18 protein-coding genes and 1 pseudogene are annotated in these 14748 nt (G+C 70.0%); 1 reads left to right on the top strand and 18 read right to left on the bottom strand.

Annotated elements, in window-relative coordinates; genetic code table 11:
• The 17 genes and pseudogenes from H299_RS0123340 to H299_RS40590 all read right to left on the bottom strand — a co-directional run.
• On the bottom strand, positions 1 to 1132 hold a 1132-nt coding region (locus tag H299_RS0123340), incomplete at its 3' end, for an integrase (protein WP_027750377.1).
• Between the two features lie 65 nt (positions 1133 to 1197).
• Positions 1198 to 1386 (bottom strand): helix-turn-helix domain-containing protein, encoded by a 189-nt coding sequence (locus H299_RS0123335; protein WP_027750376.1) that lies wholly within the window; start codon positions 1384 to 1386, stop codon positions 1198 to 1200.
• Positions 1387 to 1498: 112 nt separating this feature from the next.
• Positions 1499 to 2908, bottom strand: coding sequence for a phage/plasmid primase, P4 family (locus H299_RS0123330; RefSeq protein ID WP_051262764.1), 1410 nt, complete (start codon positions 2906 to 2908; stop codon positions 1499 to 1501).
• Positions 2905 to 3270: a hypothetical protein gene (locus H299_RS40610; RefSeq protein WP_486587391.1), complete on the bottom strand. Its 366-nt coding sequence runs from the start codon at positions 3268 to 3270 to the stop codon at positions 2905 to 2907. Before H299_RS40610 ends, H299_RS0123330 begins: the two co-directional genes overlap by 4 nt.
• The gene (locus tag H299_RS0123320) at positions 3267 to 4193 is read right to left on the bottom strand and encodes a bifunctional DNA primase/polymerase (RefSeq protein ID WP_027750373.1); all 927 of its coding nucleotides are present in this window, start codon (positions 4191 to 4193) and stop codon (positions 3267 to 3269) included. The genes H299_RS40610 and H299_RS0123320 overlap by 4 nt, the downstream gene beginning before the upstream one ends.
• Positions 4194 to 4469: 276 nt before the next feature.
• Positions 4470 to 6641 (bottom strand): FtsK/SpoIIIE domain-containing protein, encoded by a 2172-nt coding sequence (locus H299_RS0123315; protein ID WP_027750372.1) that lies wholly within the window; start codon positions 6639 to 6641, stop codon positions 4470 to 4472.
• Positions 6642 to 6739: 98 nt separating this feature from the next.
• Positions 6740 to 7060 carry a hypothetical protein gene (locus H299_RS0123310; protein WP_027750371.1) on the bottom strand — a complete coding sequence of 107 codons (321 nt, stop codon included), beginning with the start codon at positions 7058 to 7060 and terminating at the stop codon, positions 6740 to 6742.
• A 1-nt stretch (position 7061) separates the two neighbouring features.
• Positions 7062 to 7361 carry a hypothetical protein gene (locus H299_RS0123305; RefSeq protein WP_027750370.1) on the bottom strand — a complete coding sequence of 100 codons (300 nt, stop codon included), beginning with the start codon at positions 7359 to 7361 and terminating at the stop codon, positions 7062 to 7064.
• A gap of 28 nt (positions 7362 to 7389) precedes the next feature.
• On the bottom strand, positions 7390 to 7581 hold the full coding sequence (locus H299_RS40605; protein ID WP_486587392.1) for a hypothetical protein: 192 nt from the start codon (positions 7579 to 7581) through the stop codon (positions 7390 to 7392).
• A gap of 486 nt (positions 7582 to 8067) precedes the next feature.
• Positions 8068 to 8448, bottom strand: a pseudogene (locus tag H299_RS40600) (DNA cytosine methyltransferase); the annotation flags it as partial.
• A gap of 53 nt (positions 8449 to 8501) precedes the next feature.
• Positions 8502 to 9641: a DUF2637 domain-containing protein gene (locus tag H299_RS35800; RefSeq protein ID WP_486587390.1), complete on the bottom strand. Its 1140-nt coding sequence runs from the start codon at positions 9639 to 9641 to the stop codon at positions 8502 to 8504.
• Positions 9642 to 9691: 50 nt separating this feature from the next.
• The gene (locus H299_RS40595; protein WP_486587389.1) at positions 9692 to 9823 is read right to left on the bottom strand and encodes a hypothetical protein; all 132 of its coding nucleotides are present in this window, start codon (positions 9821 to 9823) and stop codon (positions 9692 to 9694) included.
• The gene (locus H299_RS0123290) at positions 9820 to 10494 is read right to left on the bottom strand and encodes a GGDEF domain-containing protein (protein WP_027750369.1); all 675 of its coding nucleotides are present in this window, start codon (positions 10492 to 10494) and stop codon (positions 9820 to 9822) included. Before H299_RS0123290 ends, H299_RS40595 begins: the two co-directional genes overlap by 4 nt.
• Positions 10491 to 10937, bottom strand: a complete 447-nt coding sequence (locus H299_RS0123285; RefSeq protein ID WP_027750368.1) for a Pycsar system effector family protein — start codon at positions 10935 to 10937, stop codon at positions 10491 to 10493. The genes H299_RS0123290 and H299_RS0123285 overlap by 4 nt, the downstream gene beginning before the upstream one ends.
• A complete protein-coding gene (locus H299_RS0123280; protein ID WP_027750367.1) occupies positions 10934 to 11191 on the bottom strand; it encodes a DUF6284 family protein in 258 nt (85 codons plus the stop codon). Before H299_RS0123280 ends, H299_RS0123285 begins: the two co-directional genes overlap by 4 nt.
• 21 nt (positions 11192 to 11212) lie before the next feature.
• Positions 11213 to 11572 (bottom strand): hypothetical protein, encoded by a 360-nt coding sequence (locus H299_RS0123275; protein ID WP_027750366.1) that lies wholly within the window; start codon positions 11570 to 11572, stop codon positions 11213 to 11215.
• 184 nt (positions 11573 to 11756) lie between these two features.
• Positions 11757 to 11888 (bottom strand): hypothetical protein, encoded by a 132-nt coding sequence (locus tag H299_RS40590; RefSeq protein WP_486587388.1) that lies wholly within the window; start codon positions 11886 to 11888, stop codon positions 11757 to 11759.
• A 778-nt stretch (positions 11889 to 12666) separates the two neighbouring features.
• Between H299_RS40590 and H299_RS0123260 the strand changes: the two genes are divergently transcribed.
• Positions 12667 to 13797 (top strand): helix-turn-helix domain-containing protein, encoded by a 1131-nt coding sequence (locus H299_RS0123260; RefSeq protein WP_486587387.1) that lies wholly within the window; start codon positions 12667 to 12669, stop codon positions 13795 to 13797.
• Here the strand turns inward: H299_RS0123260 and H299_RS0123255 are convergent.
• On the bottom strand, positions 13781 to 14569 hold the full coding sequence (locus H299_RS0123255; protein WP_078512981.1) for an NUDIX domain-containing protein: 789 nt from the start codon (positions 14567 to 14569) through the stop codon (positions 13781 to 13783). The two genes, H299_RS0123260 and H299_RS0123255, sit on opposite strands and share 17 nt — an antisense overlap.
• Positions 14570 to 14748: the final 179 nt, after the last annotated feature.

Raw genomic sequence — 14748 nt, 5'->3', positions numbered from 1 at the left:
CGGCCCACACCTCCCCGTATCCCGTGTCCTGCACCAGGCCGCCTCGGTTCGTGCGGAACAGCCTTCCGTCCGGCGCCGGGCCGTACGCCGTGACGTGCCAGCGCAGCATGGCCACCAGTTCCGGCGGGATGGGGACCGGCCGGACGGCCTTGCTGGATCGGTGCTTCAGACCGCGCTTGTCGTGCGGAGTGCGGGAATCAGTCCACGCCGACCCGGAGCGCGGCCGAGTCTCGCGAAGACGCAGGATGCCCCAGCCGCGGCGGGGCAACTCGCAGTCGTCAAGACGCAAGCCGATGACCTCGGCTGGACGGGCAGCAGCGAAGTACATGCAGCCGAAGAACGCCGCGAGATGACGGCCCCGGGCGCTCTGCGTGCGTACAGCGCTGAGCAAATCCCGCGCCTGGCGCGGCCCTGGAACACAGGCTGGGTCGATCTCCTCTTCGACCTGTTCGGGCGACTTCCACTGCACTTGCGGCAGCGGGTTTCCCGCCAGGTGCTCAGCTTCCACCGCGTAGCCGAGGGCGTTATGGAAGATGGCGCGTCTGCGGCGGATGGTGCTTGCCGCCACCGTGGTGCCATCCAACTTCTTGGTGAGAGCGGTGAGAGCGGCCCGCACCCGAACCCGGTCAGCCAAGGCTGAGGCGGGCAGCGACTTCCGCTCGAACCAGTCCAGAACCTTGGCGACTTCCGCCGGCTGTTCCTCACTCCAGCGGTTCACGTTGAATGCCCACCCGTACAGGGCGGTACGCACCTCGTGAACACCCGCCATGCCCTTGCGGTCCGTCACCAAGACCGGCGTCACGGTCGCCATGGCGTCCGCAAGTGTCCGACGTGTCGAACCGGGAGCGTCCGGCCACTTCATCTCGATGTAGTCGCGTGCGTGCTGGTACCAGGTCACCTCTACCTTCTGCTGCCGCAGCTCCTTCACGGGCAGCCCGGTTTCCTCGTCGAACGGCTGCCCCTCGTTCACCGCGTGCAGCAGCTCAGCACGTCGGCTGTCTCCGAGCGCTTTGGTGCGGAAGGTCTGCGAATGCGGGGTGGCTCCCGTCCGCCACCGGAGTTCAGCGGACGACTGCTTACGATCCTTGCGCTGCCGTACAGCCCAGATTTTGACGTTGTACGTCGTGCCCATGGGGCCCCTTCGTGGGAAAGGGGCCCGCCGTGCGGCGGGCCCCACTGCGGATGTTCGGCTGTCGCTCAGGCGGCTTCCTCCTCGTGTTCCGCCCACCAGGCGTCGAGGTCGCTGCGGTGTATGCGGATCGCGCCGTTCGGCAGCTTGTGAATCTTGGGGGCCTTGCCGCGGGCCCGCATGCGGTAGAACGCGGCGCGGCTCATGCTGATCTCGTCGAGGACTTCGGGGAGTTTGAGTGCTCGCGGACGTGCCATGAGCCGTCTCCTCTGCAGGGCTGTCGGGGCACGGAGTTGTTGGACGCACATTGCTTTGAGTCGCGACTCATCGCGACTCAAAGCCGGTTGGTGGGGCTTGAGTCGCGATGAGTCACGACTCAGGCAGATGTGGTTCGGGCGTGTTGAGGGTGATCCCGTTGTAGGTGGCAACTTGCCGGTTGTAGGCGTCGCGGGGCCGGGTGCGGTTGAGCTGAGGAATGACGGAGAGCAGGTTGCGGCCGAAGATCTGCTTCGTGCCGGGCCGCACGCCGTTGTCCTCGGCCCACTCGCGCCAGACCGTCCACAGGGCCTCCACGGGCACGCTGCACGTCGGGCCGGTGGAGCAGCGCTCACGGACAAAGGCGCTGGTCGGGGATGCGGTGTCGCGGATGGTCATGACCGCTTCGCGGCTGGAAGTCGGTTCCGTGAGCCGCCCGGTCCGCTGGAGGCGGGCGAGCCCTTCCAGCGCCCAGTTGAGGATGCCGGGCATCTCGGTGGTGAGGCGGTCTGTGAGGGTGGGATCTTCTCTGCCCAGCCATGAGACCCGCATGTTGAGGAGGACGAACCGGTTGGCGATGACGCCGGAGGAGTCGCCGAAGTGCGGCAGCTCGTTAGACAGGATCATCAGCCGGGAGGGCAGCTTGCCGGTCCACTGCTCGCGGTACTTACGGTCCACGTCGATCGTGTCGTCACCGGAGATGGTCAGCAGCCGCTCCACGACCTGGCTGTTGTCGTTACCGGACAGCCGGGCGTCAGAGATGACCGCCAGCGACTTCCCAACCAGCGTCGATAGCCCGAAGTTCGTGCCCAGCCCGGCCAGCGTCGGCCCCGCGAGGTTCTCCTTGCCGACCAGCGCTTTCAGCACTCGCGCGATGGTGCCCTTGCCGGAGCGGGACGGGCCGACCATGAGCAGGATCTTCTGCAGGTCGGTGCGTCCGGACAGGACGTAGCCGAACCACTCCTGCAAGGCGGTGACCGCGTCGGGGTCCTCGGGCCAGATCTGGGACAGGAAGTGCTCCCATTCCGGCGCCGTGGCGGCGGGATCGTAGGCGAAGGGGACGGACACGAGGTTGAAGAATCCGGGGGTGTGCGGCAGTAGCTCCCGGTCTCGGATGCGCAGAAGGCCGTTCTCACACGCCACAATCGTCCCGCCGTCGTTGGTGCCGTTGAGCCAGGCTGGGGCGTCGGTGTCGGTCGGTAGAAGCGTGATGGCTCCCAGAGCATCGAGCAGGTTGCTGATCTTCTGTTTGGTCGGTGCCCAGTCACGGTCCTCGGTCTCCCCGTCCTTGACGGGGGCCCGGTAGACGGCGTGCTCAAGCCGTTCGTACATCGCGGCGCGCACCTGTGCTTCGTCCACCTCGCGCCAGCACGTGCCATTCCAGCGCATCCAGGAAGCACGCCACCGCCGATACATCAAGTGCCCGTTCTCTGTCTGCCAGTCCGGCAGCAGCCGCCGGGCGACAGCCAGCGGATTGGACGGAGAAGGCAACTCCTCGGATCGGTCGTCGCGATCCTGGGTCATGCGGCGGCCCTCCCTTCGGTCTCGGCGGTGTGGAGGGGGCAGGTGGTGCGGTGGTCGTTGTGGAGCGCTACGAGTTGGGCGACGGCGGCTCGGCCGGTGGCGCTGCGGTCGTGGCCGCAGGCGCACCATGAGCGGCCGGAGGGGATGGCGCGCCAGTCCGGTGGTGCGATCACGTGCAGCCACGCCACCACACGGCAGCCGTCGTTCCTGTGCGGGTCAGGACCAACAGATGAGGGGACGCCCTTGCGGGCGGCGACCTTCGGCGCACCACTGCCGGTGTGGGGTGCGGGCGGTGTGGCGGGGTTGCGGTTGGGGGGTGTGGAGGTGATGCCTTCCAAGGCGGGGCGGGAGCGGGTGGTCATGCCGTCTCCCGGGGCCGGGCGGTGCGGAGGGAGGAGTCCAGTGCGCTGCGGATCGTGGTGCGGCACTCGGCGGCGGTGAGGCCCCGCGCCTCTCCCGCCCCTTGGAAGGCCGCTTCGACCTCATCGCGGGGGATGTCGCCCCACGCGACGAACCGCCCCACCTTGAAGGCGCTGCGGTTGAGCGTGTTGTTGCCCTCACACTCCGGCGCGGCCTGCACCGCGGCGCACTCGCGCCGGAGCGCCGCCTGTGCGGCACGGGTCCCGTTGATGACCGGCGCCGGAAGCCGCGCCGGTGACGGTGCGGTCGGGGTCGTCGGCCGGAGAAGGACGTGCAGCCATTCCGGGAGCGGGGCCACCGGTGCCGGGTCGGTCACCTCGTAGGTGCCGCCGGGTGTGGTGCTGCCCGCTGCGACGACGTACCCACCACGGGCGCGGGTGTCGATGAGCGGCCCGATTCGGCCCGCCGTGTTGCCCAGCCGGAGGTCGGCGGGTGCGGCGAAGTAGAGGTGCTCACCACCGCTCGCGGTCCGGACGCGGTAGGTGTCGGGGACGGGCTGCCCGGCGCGCTCGCAGAGCGCATGGAAGGTCGTGGCGCCGTCAGGCGTCTCGCTCTGGCTGTTGTCCTGGTTCTTGTTGTTGGTCTTGGGCTTGTCGAGGTCGATGACGAGGAGCCCGGCCGGGCCGCACGCGATGCCGACGTTGAACGGGGCCGTGGCCCATGCGGTGTGGATGCGGTCGGGGTCGGTGGTGGCGCGCTGTTCCCACTTGCGGTGTCCGCCGGTGCAGTCCCCCGCGGCGGGGCACGCACCCTCGCCGTGGAGGGCGGGGCGCTTGGTGCCGGGGCGCAGGGGGAAGACGGGCCAGCCGCGGGCGGCGGCGGCCAGCGCGGCGCGCAGCAGCGCGGCGCGGGGTTCAGGTGTCATGCTGGGAACCTCCAGTTGAGTTGCTGGTGGAGGGCGGCCCCGGTTCTTGGTCGGATGGGGGCCGCCCTTGCGTTTTCGGGTGTGTGGCGGGGTGTGTGGCGGGGTGTGCCAGGGGTGTCCTGTGGCCCCCTTTACCGTCCTTACCTTGCAGGTGGGGGGCCTTTACCTGCCCCTCTACCGGGGTAGAGGGCCCCCGCTACCCGCCCGGCCCTTCAAGATCGGTCTTGAGGGGTCCGGGCGGGCGGGTTCACCGGTGCCGGGTAGCCGGGGGCCCCTTTACCCGGCGAGGAGGATCTCCGCGGGGACGGCGGCCTCGATGTCGCGGCGCTGGTATCCGGCGCCGTTGGCGCCGGAGATCTTGACCTGCTTGCTGGTGCGCTTGACGCCGGCGTTCTCCAGCTCGGTCGCGAGGCGCTCCGCGTTGAAGTCGCCGTACTCGTCCTCATCGAGGTCGGCCAGAGCGGCCAGCAGGTCGGTGGTGAACATCCGCACGCTGTGCCGCATGACCTCCAGCACATCGGAGACGATGGCCGGTACGGTCACCCCGGCCGCGTCCGCGGCGGCGGTCACGTCCCCGGCCGCGTCCCCGGTGAGCTGTCCCGCGGTCTCGCGCAGCTTGCGGCCCTTGTGGCACAGCGTGGCGAAGCCGGGGCCGTCCAGGTAGTCGGCCCGCACGGTGACGTAGGAGGCGGGGCCGGTGACCAGGACCCCGGTGCCTACGTGGTCCTCGGACAGGACGGAGGCGTCCGCGCCCTGGGCGGCCTTGCCCTTGCCCAGCACCATGTCCGAGGAGGCGCGGTCCACGACCTGTGTGGAGTACCGCAGGGTGATGATCTCCCGCAGCTTGGTCGGCACCGATTCGGCGTCCGGGCGCTGGGAGGCGAAGTTGGAGATGAACCCGGCGGCCGGGCCGCGGCGGGCAACGCGGCACAGATCGTTGATGACCTGCTCGCGGTCCTCGCGCTCCATCGCGGTGAAGTACTCCTGCAACTCATCGATGGTGACGAAGATGACCGGCAGGTTGTACTTCTGCGAGATCGCCGGAGTCAGCTTCCCCTCCGGGCAGATCGAGGTGGGCAGCTCCCGCAGCAGCGCGAAGCGGCGCTCCATCTCACCCAAGAGTTCCTTGAGCATCTCTTTGAGCGCTTGCACGGCGTCGTCTTCGGCGCCCATGACCAGGCGGTGCGCGACGGCCTTCATGGGCATCCAGTCCGCGCCGCCCTTGCCGTCGGCGACGTAGTGCCGCACCCACGGATCGAGCAGCCCGGCCGCGGTCATCAGCCGCTGCGTGAACGTCTTCCCCCGCCGCGGCAGTCCGCCGAAGAACATCGACTGCCACATGATGGGGACGGTGATGCGGTTGCCGCGGGCGTCCTGCCCGAAGGGGATCGGGTCCCACACCGAGAACTTCTCCGCCACCGCCAGCGGGGAGGGGTTCGGCGCACCGAGGTAGGGGTCATCATCAGCCACCCACATGGACACCCGCCCGGCGTTGCCGCCCTTGGCGGCCCGCACGCGGGACATGATGACCTGGATCTCATCTACACCCAGTTCCTGCGCGATGACCTCCCGCTTGGCCAGCACATCGGAGGCGGTCTTGCCGCCGCCGCGGGGCAGGTCGAAGATCACTGCCCAGCCGCGGCCGTCACGGACCGGCCCCATCGAGCACGACACGCGCGGAGCATCCCTCTCGCCCTCTTTGCCGCTGCCGCTTTTGAGGAGACCGGCGGCGCGGAGCGCGTCGTTGAGCTGCTGCGCGGACATGTCCACCCGCAGCGGCGGGGCGCCCTGGTCGAGGAACTGCGTCTCCTTACCGCGGCCGAGGTAGGCCAGCGGGACACCTGCGGCCGTGGCCACACCCGTCTGCAACAGCGGATCAGCCAGCACGAACCCGGTGGCAGCAGCAGCCACGCCGACGGCGGCGACACCGAAACGCCACCGCCTGGTCTGGGTGCGCTCAAAGTGTGCGGCCTGATGCCGCAACGCCAACTCGACATCCTGGGGCCGGGCCCTGGTCTGCACGCGCAGCGCTTTGACCGCGGCGGTGTGCTCCTGCGCGGTCAGGGTGGGCCAGATCCCCACGGTCGCGCGGAAGAGACCGCGGCAGGCCAGCAGCACGGCCTTCATCAGATACTTCGGTGTCCGGATGCCGTGGTAGCGGGTGTGCCACCACGTCAGACGGCCCAAAGCAGCGACGTTGGCGACGATGGAGGCACGCGAGCGGGCCCACACCGGCAGCACCGGCGTATCCGGCACGGTCAGCCAGTCCGCGAGCGGGTTGTCCGCCCGGTCCACCGCCTCCACCACCGAAGCAGACTCCGGCGCGTCGGTGGGCGGCGCCTGCTTGACCAGACTCACCACAGGCGAAGCCGCGGCTTCGCGGGCGGTGCGGTGCGCGTCGAGATCGTGCACGGAGCCCGAATCGGCCCGTGCCGTCGTTTCAGCCATGATGGGTGTTCCTCCTGTACTCGCGGATTTGGTGTGGGTGCGGGGGCCCGCGACGGCCGACGACGCTGGCAGGCATGGGCGGCCGTCGCGGGGCGCATCTACCTGCGGGGTGCGGCGCGCTCGACTGCGCGGAGCCGCTTCTCGGCGTCCCGCCGGGCCTGGCGGGCGGCGCTCTTCTCGTCACCGCGTGCGCACCGCTCCGCGACGCGGGCGGCGGCGGCCTCGTTCTTGGCGGCGGTCAACTGCTGGCGGTAGGCGTCGGCTTCACGGCGGGCACGCTCCTCAGCGGCCTGGTCGATGCGTTCGAGCTGCTTCTCGATACGGGAGATGTCGCCGGCGGCGTTCTTGGCGCCCTTGAAAAGCAGCTTGGCGCGCTGGGCCTTCTCGGCGCGGGTGTAGGTACGGGGCGGCAGCGGCATGTCACTTCCCCTTCCGGAAGTCGTTCCACACGCCCCGCAGGATCACGACGCACACGGTCAGCGCGACCGCGCCGATCGCGAACGCCACCATGGACACGGCCAGCGCCACCGCGAGGAAGGCCCCGCCGACGGCGATGGCCAGCCACTTCCCGGCCGCACCCTGCGGGGCGGGCACCGGGTGCTGGCAGGGCGGCGGCTGGGTGTGCTGCGCGGCCTGGACGGCGGCCAGCAGCAGGGCGAACTGCTCGCCCTGCCGCGCGGCCTGGACGGCCTCTCGGGTTGCCTTCTCGATATCACTCATGGGTTCTTCGGGTTCCTCTCCAGTCTCTTCAAGCGGCGTGCTGGTTGGCGGGGTAGAGGTGTGCGGCCAGGTGGTGGAGTGCGGCGGTGGCCTGTTGGGGCATGACGCCGTTGCCGAGTGCTTTGAGCTGTGCGGTGCGGGAGAGGCCGGGCACGTCGGTGACGTGTCCGGCGGGCAGCCCCATGAGCCACTCGACGAAGGGCGGGTTCAGCCGTCCCACAGCGTCAGCTGGCCTCGGGGCGGTTCGCCCGAGGACGCTTTCCCAGCGGGCGACGGCGGGGCCGTACCGGTCCCAACGCTGCGGGCTGCGTCGGTCAGTGTCTCCCCGTGGCTCCAGTCCGGGTTCGCTCCGCTGCTGCTCTTCGCGTCCGTTGCCGTCGGCGTCGGCAGCAGTGAGCTGACTTCGGCTGCCAGGCATTTGCCGTGGGTGCCCGCTTCCTGCGAGGGGGACCGCTTGGTCTGCCGGTTCTCGCTGGCCGATGCCCGTGGTGTGGGGAGCAGGGAGATGACGTGGCGCAGGTTCATCCCGCCCTGCGCGGCGTGTCCCGCCCCGGTCGCCTCGGAGGTCGAGGGTGTGGGCAGCAGTTCGCTCACGGCGGTGGGGAGCTGTCCCTTCTGGCCGCCGCCGCGCCAGTCCCGTGCCGCTGGTGTCGGCAGGCCAGGCGAGGACGAAGAGGCGGCGGCGCTGGTGTGCGGCGCCGATGTCGGATGCGCGAAGAGTGCACCAGCGTGCATCGAACCCGCCGGCGGCAAGGTCGGCGAGGACGGCGTCGAATCCGAGGGAAAGGTGCCCTGCGACGTTCTCAAAGACCGCGTATCGGGGTCGTAGAACGCGAAGGGCGGTCGCGATGTGGGGCCAGAGGTGCCGGTCATCTGTGGTTCCCTTCCGTTTCCCGGCGGTGCTGAAGGGCTGGCAGGGATACCCGCCGGTGACGATGTCCACCGGCGCCGCCTGATGCCAGTCGGTGGTGGTGAGATCGCCCCAGTTGGGCACCGCCGGATGGTGGTGGGCCAGAATCCGGGACGCGCCCGGATCGTTGTCCGCCACCCACACCAGCGACCCGCCGAACACCGCCTGGACGGCCATGTCCAGCCCGCCATATCCCGTGCACAGCGACCCGATCCGCAGACCGCCGCTCATCACCGCTCACTCCCGCCGGGGCCCGCCAGGACCGGCAGCAGGTCCTGCCCCGACTCCTGGCCGTGGTGTTCGCGGGCCTCCCGCGCCCGGTCCGACACCCACGCCGGCGACCAGCCGGTGCGCCGCGCGAGTTCGCGAACACCGGCTCCCTGCGCCACTCCGGAGACAACCGCGGCGCGTGCCTCCGTCTCCCCGAGCTTGTTGTTCGAGGTGTTCGCGGACGGCTGGGAAGGCTGCGCGCGAACACCTCCGCGAACACCTGCGTGAACACCCGCGCCGGGCTCCCCGCGAACACCTTCGGCCTGTTCGCGGCGGGCCTTGCGCTGCTCCCGCTGCCGCTCGCGTTCCTGGCGCTCCTTCTCCTCCTTCTCGCGGGCCTCCAGCTCGCGGGCCTCCTGCTCCTTGCGCTCCCGCTCCTCGCGTTCCTGCCGGTCACGCCGCTCGCGCTCCTCCTGCTCGCGGCGCTCGGCACGCTGGCGCTCCGCATGTTCACGTGCCTGCGCGGCCTCCCGCTCGGCGCGTTCGCGCTCTTGCTGCGCTTCCCACTCCCGCTGTTCGCGGAGGTGTTCGCGCTGTTCGCGCTCGTGCTGGAGTTGGTGTTCGCGCTCCTCCCGCTCCCGGCGTTCGCGTGCGGCTTCGGCCTGTTCGCGCTCCTCCCGTTCGCGGTGTTCGCGTGCGGCCCGTTCGGACCGTTCGCGGTCCTCCTCCTCCCGGCGTTCGCGGCGCTGGCGCTCGGCCTCCTCGTGGTGTTGGCGGGCGATCCGCTCCAGCGCCCGGGAGATCGCCCGGCGGTAGGCCAATGCGGCCTCTGCGGTGAAGATGAGGAGGGCGGGGGCGACCGCGTGAACGGCCACCCCCACCGCGTCCCCCTTCAACGCCGAGTCGCCGACGTTGAGGGCGAGGGTCATCAAGCCGGTGAGCCACCGCAGGAAGGCCGGCCACCGGCCGCCGGACTCCCCCAGCCGGGAGACGGTCGCATCCAGGCGGATCACGATCACCACGGCCGCGTCCACCACAAGCGGGAGGATCGGGGCGGTCCAGTCCCACCGGTCCGGCGTCACCCGCTGCACCAGCGGCGTGACAGTCAGGACGGAGAACAGCACGGCGCCGAACGTGATCGTCCACGTCCCACCGGACAACGTCCGCTCAATACTCCTGAGCTGACCGGGCGTGAGTTCCGCGAGCGTCTTCACCGGCCACCCCCGAGCGGCAGCGACTGGATACGCCACGGCACCTCAGCGGCCGACGGCAGGGCCGCGGCGGGCGCCTGGGCGGTCCACGCGGCCCGCAGTAGCCGGGCCTCGTCAGCAGGGGTGTTCATGAGATGAGCCCTTCGGTGTGGTGGGTGCCGGGTCGTCCGTCGCGGCGGCCGTTGACGGTCCGGTACGCGGGGCGGCCAACGTGCGCGGCGGACCAGCCGCCGCCGGTCTGCTTGACGCCGTACATGGCCTCATCCGCGCAGCGCAGCAGCAGCGGCAGAGTCTCGGTGCCGGGCGGATTCCCCGTGCAGACCAACCCGAGCGACGCGCCCGTGATAAGGGCCAGCCCCTCGAAGTCGACCGGGGCGCACAGCGATAGGTGCAGGTGCGCCAGGCCCCTTTCCAAGTGCGCCAGGTCCCTGTCCGGGTTCGTCCGGCTGGCACCGGGAAGCACGGCGGCGAACTCGTCACCACCGAGCCGCCCGGCGACACCCCGTCGCCTCTCGGCCCAGTCGGCCAGCCGCTCACCGGTCGCGGCCAGAACCGCGTCCCCGGCCGCGTGCCCGTAGTTGTCGTTGACGCCCTTGAAGCCGTCTAGGTCGATGACCAGCACCGCGCAAGGGCCGCTCGCCAGCGCCTTGGACGCGGTCTTCTCGAAGCCTTCGCGGGTGGGCAGGCCGGTCAGCGGGTCCTGTCGGGCACGGGTCAGCCGACGGCGCAGCCGCAGACTGTGCAGGGACCAACCGGCCGCCAGCGGCGCCGCCGCAGCGGCAGCGGGAATCAGCGTGCTCACCGCGCACCCCCGACCGCGATCACGGCGGCGGCGATCAGCAGCACTCCGGCGGCCTGCACCAGGTCGACCGCCCGCTTGAGCCGGGTGAACTTGGCAACCGCCAGCCGGGACAACCCGGCGATGTCGGCGGCCAGATCCGAGGAGACGGCTGCGTTGATCTCGTCGGCCGTGAGTGTGGCCCACAAAGGGAAGCCGTGCCGGCCGCTCAGGTTCGGCCGAACCGCATGCAGCAGCAGCCCGGCCGCCGCGATCAGCAGCGCCAGACCGAGACCGCCCACCATGCAGGCGGGCCAGTTCAGCGGCAGATCGCGAACGACCGTCCACGATCCGGCGAGCACCGCACCGACAAACGCCAGCAACAGCGCCGTCTTGCCGTCGGTGCGGGTGATCTCCGCCTTCACTTCCGCATGCGCGGCGGTGAGGTTGGCCTCCAGGGAGTTCATGCCGCCACCCCCGGGCCCTGCACGGTCAGGCGACGCCGGGCCTCCAGCACACGGCGGCGGGCCCGGCGGATGCGCCGGGCGTCCAGTTCGGACACCGGCCGGTCGAGCGTCATGATCCGCGCGTCCAGCAGCTCGATCTCGGCGCGGATGACGGGCATCTCGCGCTCGATCGCGTCCAGGTCGGCGGCGGTGGGGCCCCGGTCGAGGTCATCACGGTGGATGAGGGTGAGCAGGGTGTGGGACAGAATCTTCATGGCAGGTCTCTCCAGCCGGGGTTAGAAGTCGGTGGTGCCCAGGTGGGAAAGCCCGGACTGAGCAGCGTTGAGGCGGCTGGTCAGAGCGGTGGCGCTCTCACCCGCTCCGGCGAGCCCGGTCCTGATCAGGTCCAGGTCGACGTCCAGGCGGTCACGGTCGGAGCGCAGCCGCCCGGCCTGCTCCTGGGCCGTGAGGAGCGCCCCGATCTGGTCGATCGCCTGCGGCAGGCGTGCGGCCAGCACGGCCAGAGCAGCCACCGTGTCGTAGGCGTCGGAGGGAAACTCCAGACCCGTGTTTGCACGGGTGGTGTGGTTGAGGGCGCGGACCGCCTCAGCGGCCTGATCAGCCCACTGGCCGGGCTTCTTGTCGTCAAAGGACACAGCTGCCTCCAAAGGCAGGAAGAACAGCCCGCGAGGGCGGCAGCCAGACATTCGGCCACCGCCCCCACAGGCTCAAGCGGCAGGGGGACTTACAGGGAGCCGCCGGGCTCCCGGCGGGGAAGCGGCGGCAACTGGTCGCCGTGGTCTTCGGCCCGCTCGTGCTGCGGCTCCGGCTCGGTGTCGCTCACCGGCGGTTCTCCTGCTGCGCGGCGGCCAGCTCACGGGCGCGCTCAGCCGCGGCAGCGGCAGCCTCAGCCGCCGCGATCCGCTGCTGGGCCAGGGCGTCAGCGGCCTGCTGCTCCGCTGCCGCGCTCACCGCAGACCCTCGCTGTGGCGGCGGGCGATACGGATACGGGCGGGGGTCCCGGGCCGCTTGTCCTCACCCGGCGCGGAATGCATGATCGTAGACACAGGTACCTCCAGTAAGGGCCTGTAAAGCGGCACCCCGGGGGGCAACCCGGGGTGCCGCGCTTGATGGGGTGGGACGTCCTGCTTGCCCCGCGCCGACGACCACCCCGAGCGCCACAGGGGCGCGGGCAGGGTGGTGACGACGTGCAACGCAGGATGCGTTGCCAGATCTCGTGTTCCGGGCACGGTCGCTATCGGCCGGGGGAGATCCCTCCCGGGCCGTCGTCGCGGACTAAGGTCTCGCGCTCGGGGTCTTTCACGTCGGTCCAGCCCAGCAACTCGCGCTCCCCGCAGGGCACTCCCTGCGGATCGTGGCACTACGTCCGATGCGGCCAGGTGACCTGACTGCTGCTGCCGACGGATCTCCACCACCCCGGCCGGAGCGGTCACGGCCGTACTGACGTGGTGGATCACGCTGTGGAGTTGTTACCTGCACACCGCGAACCGGAAGTGAGCCCGGATCTGGTGCGCACCAACAGAATGCATCTGGTGCGCACCAGAGCCAAGGTGGTTCGCCATTTCGAGTGGCGTTCCCTTCCTGCGGTGCTCCTCCAGAAGACCGCTTCGGGCAGGGGTGCCGGTAGCCAACAGCGCTTAACTCCCGGCCTGTTAACCCCTGTTGACCTGCGGCAATGTGCGGCATGCTGGGAGAGTCAGTGAGGGCATCTACCGCCGGACGGTGACCTGTGAGCGCAGGACTTCGAAGCGCGCGGACGGCGCGCGGCTGGTCTCAGGAACGACTGGTTCGCGAGATCGAGCAGTACGCCCGGCGGAACGTCACGGACGTTGCATCAACCGCCAGCCTGCGGGTGTACGTGTCCGAGTGGGAGAACGGGAAGCGCACGCTTTCGGACCGTTACGCGGGCATGCTGCGACAGCTCCTGGGCGTCACGGACGGAGAGTTAAGAGGCGCAGTACCGACGCTGGCAGCAGCATCCGCCGACGGCTACGACGAGCTACTCAGTCGCATCGACGCGGCCGACAGCGTTAGTGAGTCGATGGTTCAGGCGTTCAACGATCAAACCGAGTTGCTCCGCACCATGGACAGGCAGAGGGGCGCGCCCGGACTGGTCGACCAGATGTCGGGTCACCTTGCCGCGCTGGAAGACGCGCTCAACTTCGCCGTGCTGCCTGCCGCACGTCGGCCCGTAGCACTCGCCCTCGCGGGAGCGTCGACCCTCGCAGCGTGGCAGGCAATCGACTCAGGAGCGGTCGAACGGGCGTGGCGGCACTACGAACTCGCCAAACGGGCGGCGCACGACGCTGAGGCCCCGATGTACCTCGCTCACGCCATGGCGGAACAGGCGTACGTGCTCTGTGAGGCTGGTCGGCCCGCGCTGGGCGTGGACCTGGTCCGCGACGCGCGGCGCACCGTCGGCCAATCCGGTTCCGCTCGGTTGCGGGCGTGGCTGTACGCCGCAGAGGCGGAGATGTGTGCGCACGCTGGCATGCCGGACGACTCTCGGCGCGCGCTTGACGCCGCCCTGGCCAGCATTCCGCCGGGACCGGATGACCGAGACCCCGACATGCTGAGCATCTTCCTGAACGGCGCCCATCTAGCTCGGTGGCATGGCAACGTGCTTGCCCTACTCGGCGACGGCGACGCGGTCACGAGCCTGTATGGAGCGCTGGAAGACATGGACCCGTCGTTCGTCCGGGCGCGTGCCGGACTGCACACCGACCTGGCGCACGCCCACCTGACACGAGCCGAGTACGACGACGCCCATACCCATCTGAGGCAGGCGCGGCTACTGGCGAGCCGCACCGGTTCGGTGCGGCAGCGCCGTCGCGTCGACATGCTCAGCGCGCGACGGTGACCCCCTGCGCGCGCCGGTTGGCCAGGATGTGCAGCAGTGCAACGAGGGTGCCGGACCCCATGAGTTCACCGCGGGCCATGAGCCCCGGAACGTCGGCGAGGGGCACCCACTCGATGTGGCCCGCTTCCTCCAGGTCGGTCGGTTCACCCACTCTTTCCGCCCCGTGACTGACGAAAATCTCGTGAGGCGAGTCGACCATGCCGACCATGGGCTGATACCTCACGACGTGTTCCAGCGCCTTCGGGCGCCAACCGGTCTCTTCGACCACCTCCCGCAGTGCCGTATCCGCCGGTTCCTCGCCAGCGTCGACGATGCCGCCCGGGAGTTCCCAACCGAACTGTTGGGGCACGAAGCGGTACCGCCACATCATGAGAACGCGGTCCTGATCGTCAAGCACGGCGGTGATCGCCACGTGTTGCAGCTTCACGACGTGGTGTTCGAACGACTTCATGCCGGGTGGTTCCACGTCCCAGAGCTGAAGTTTCACCCATCGGTTGTCGTACAGATCGCGCTCGCCGTGGATGCGCCACGGCTCCACACCCTTCGGCCGCTCAACGCTCACCGCGCCCGGTACCCGATACGAACTCCGTCCCCGCACCTCCAACGCCCCCTCATTGACGAGACGGGCGAGCACCTGCCGCAGTGCCGTCCGGCCGATGCTGAGTTCTTCGACCAGCGCGCGTTCCGACGGGAGCTTGCCGCCGGGGGTGTACTTGCCGGACGCGAGCCGCTCCCGAAGCGTCTCGTAAACCTTGGTCGTCTTCGGTCCCATTCGCGGAGCACTCTCCGTTCTGGCGTGGTGCGTACCAGCGTAGCGGCCAACGGGCACGGTTCCTCCGTCGCGTTTCGGCACTTCAGACGCATTGTGGGGTACGTGTGGGGCGGGAACTCCCGCACGGCGGGAACGGGCAGCTCAGTGCGGGGTGGCCGCGCAGACTGTAAATCTGCCGG

This window comes from Streptomyces sp. CNH287 (genome assembly GCF_000424825.1).
Note: the sequence above shows the minus strand (reverse complement) of the source record. Positions and strands in the feature narration are given on the sequence as shown.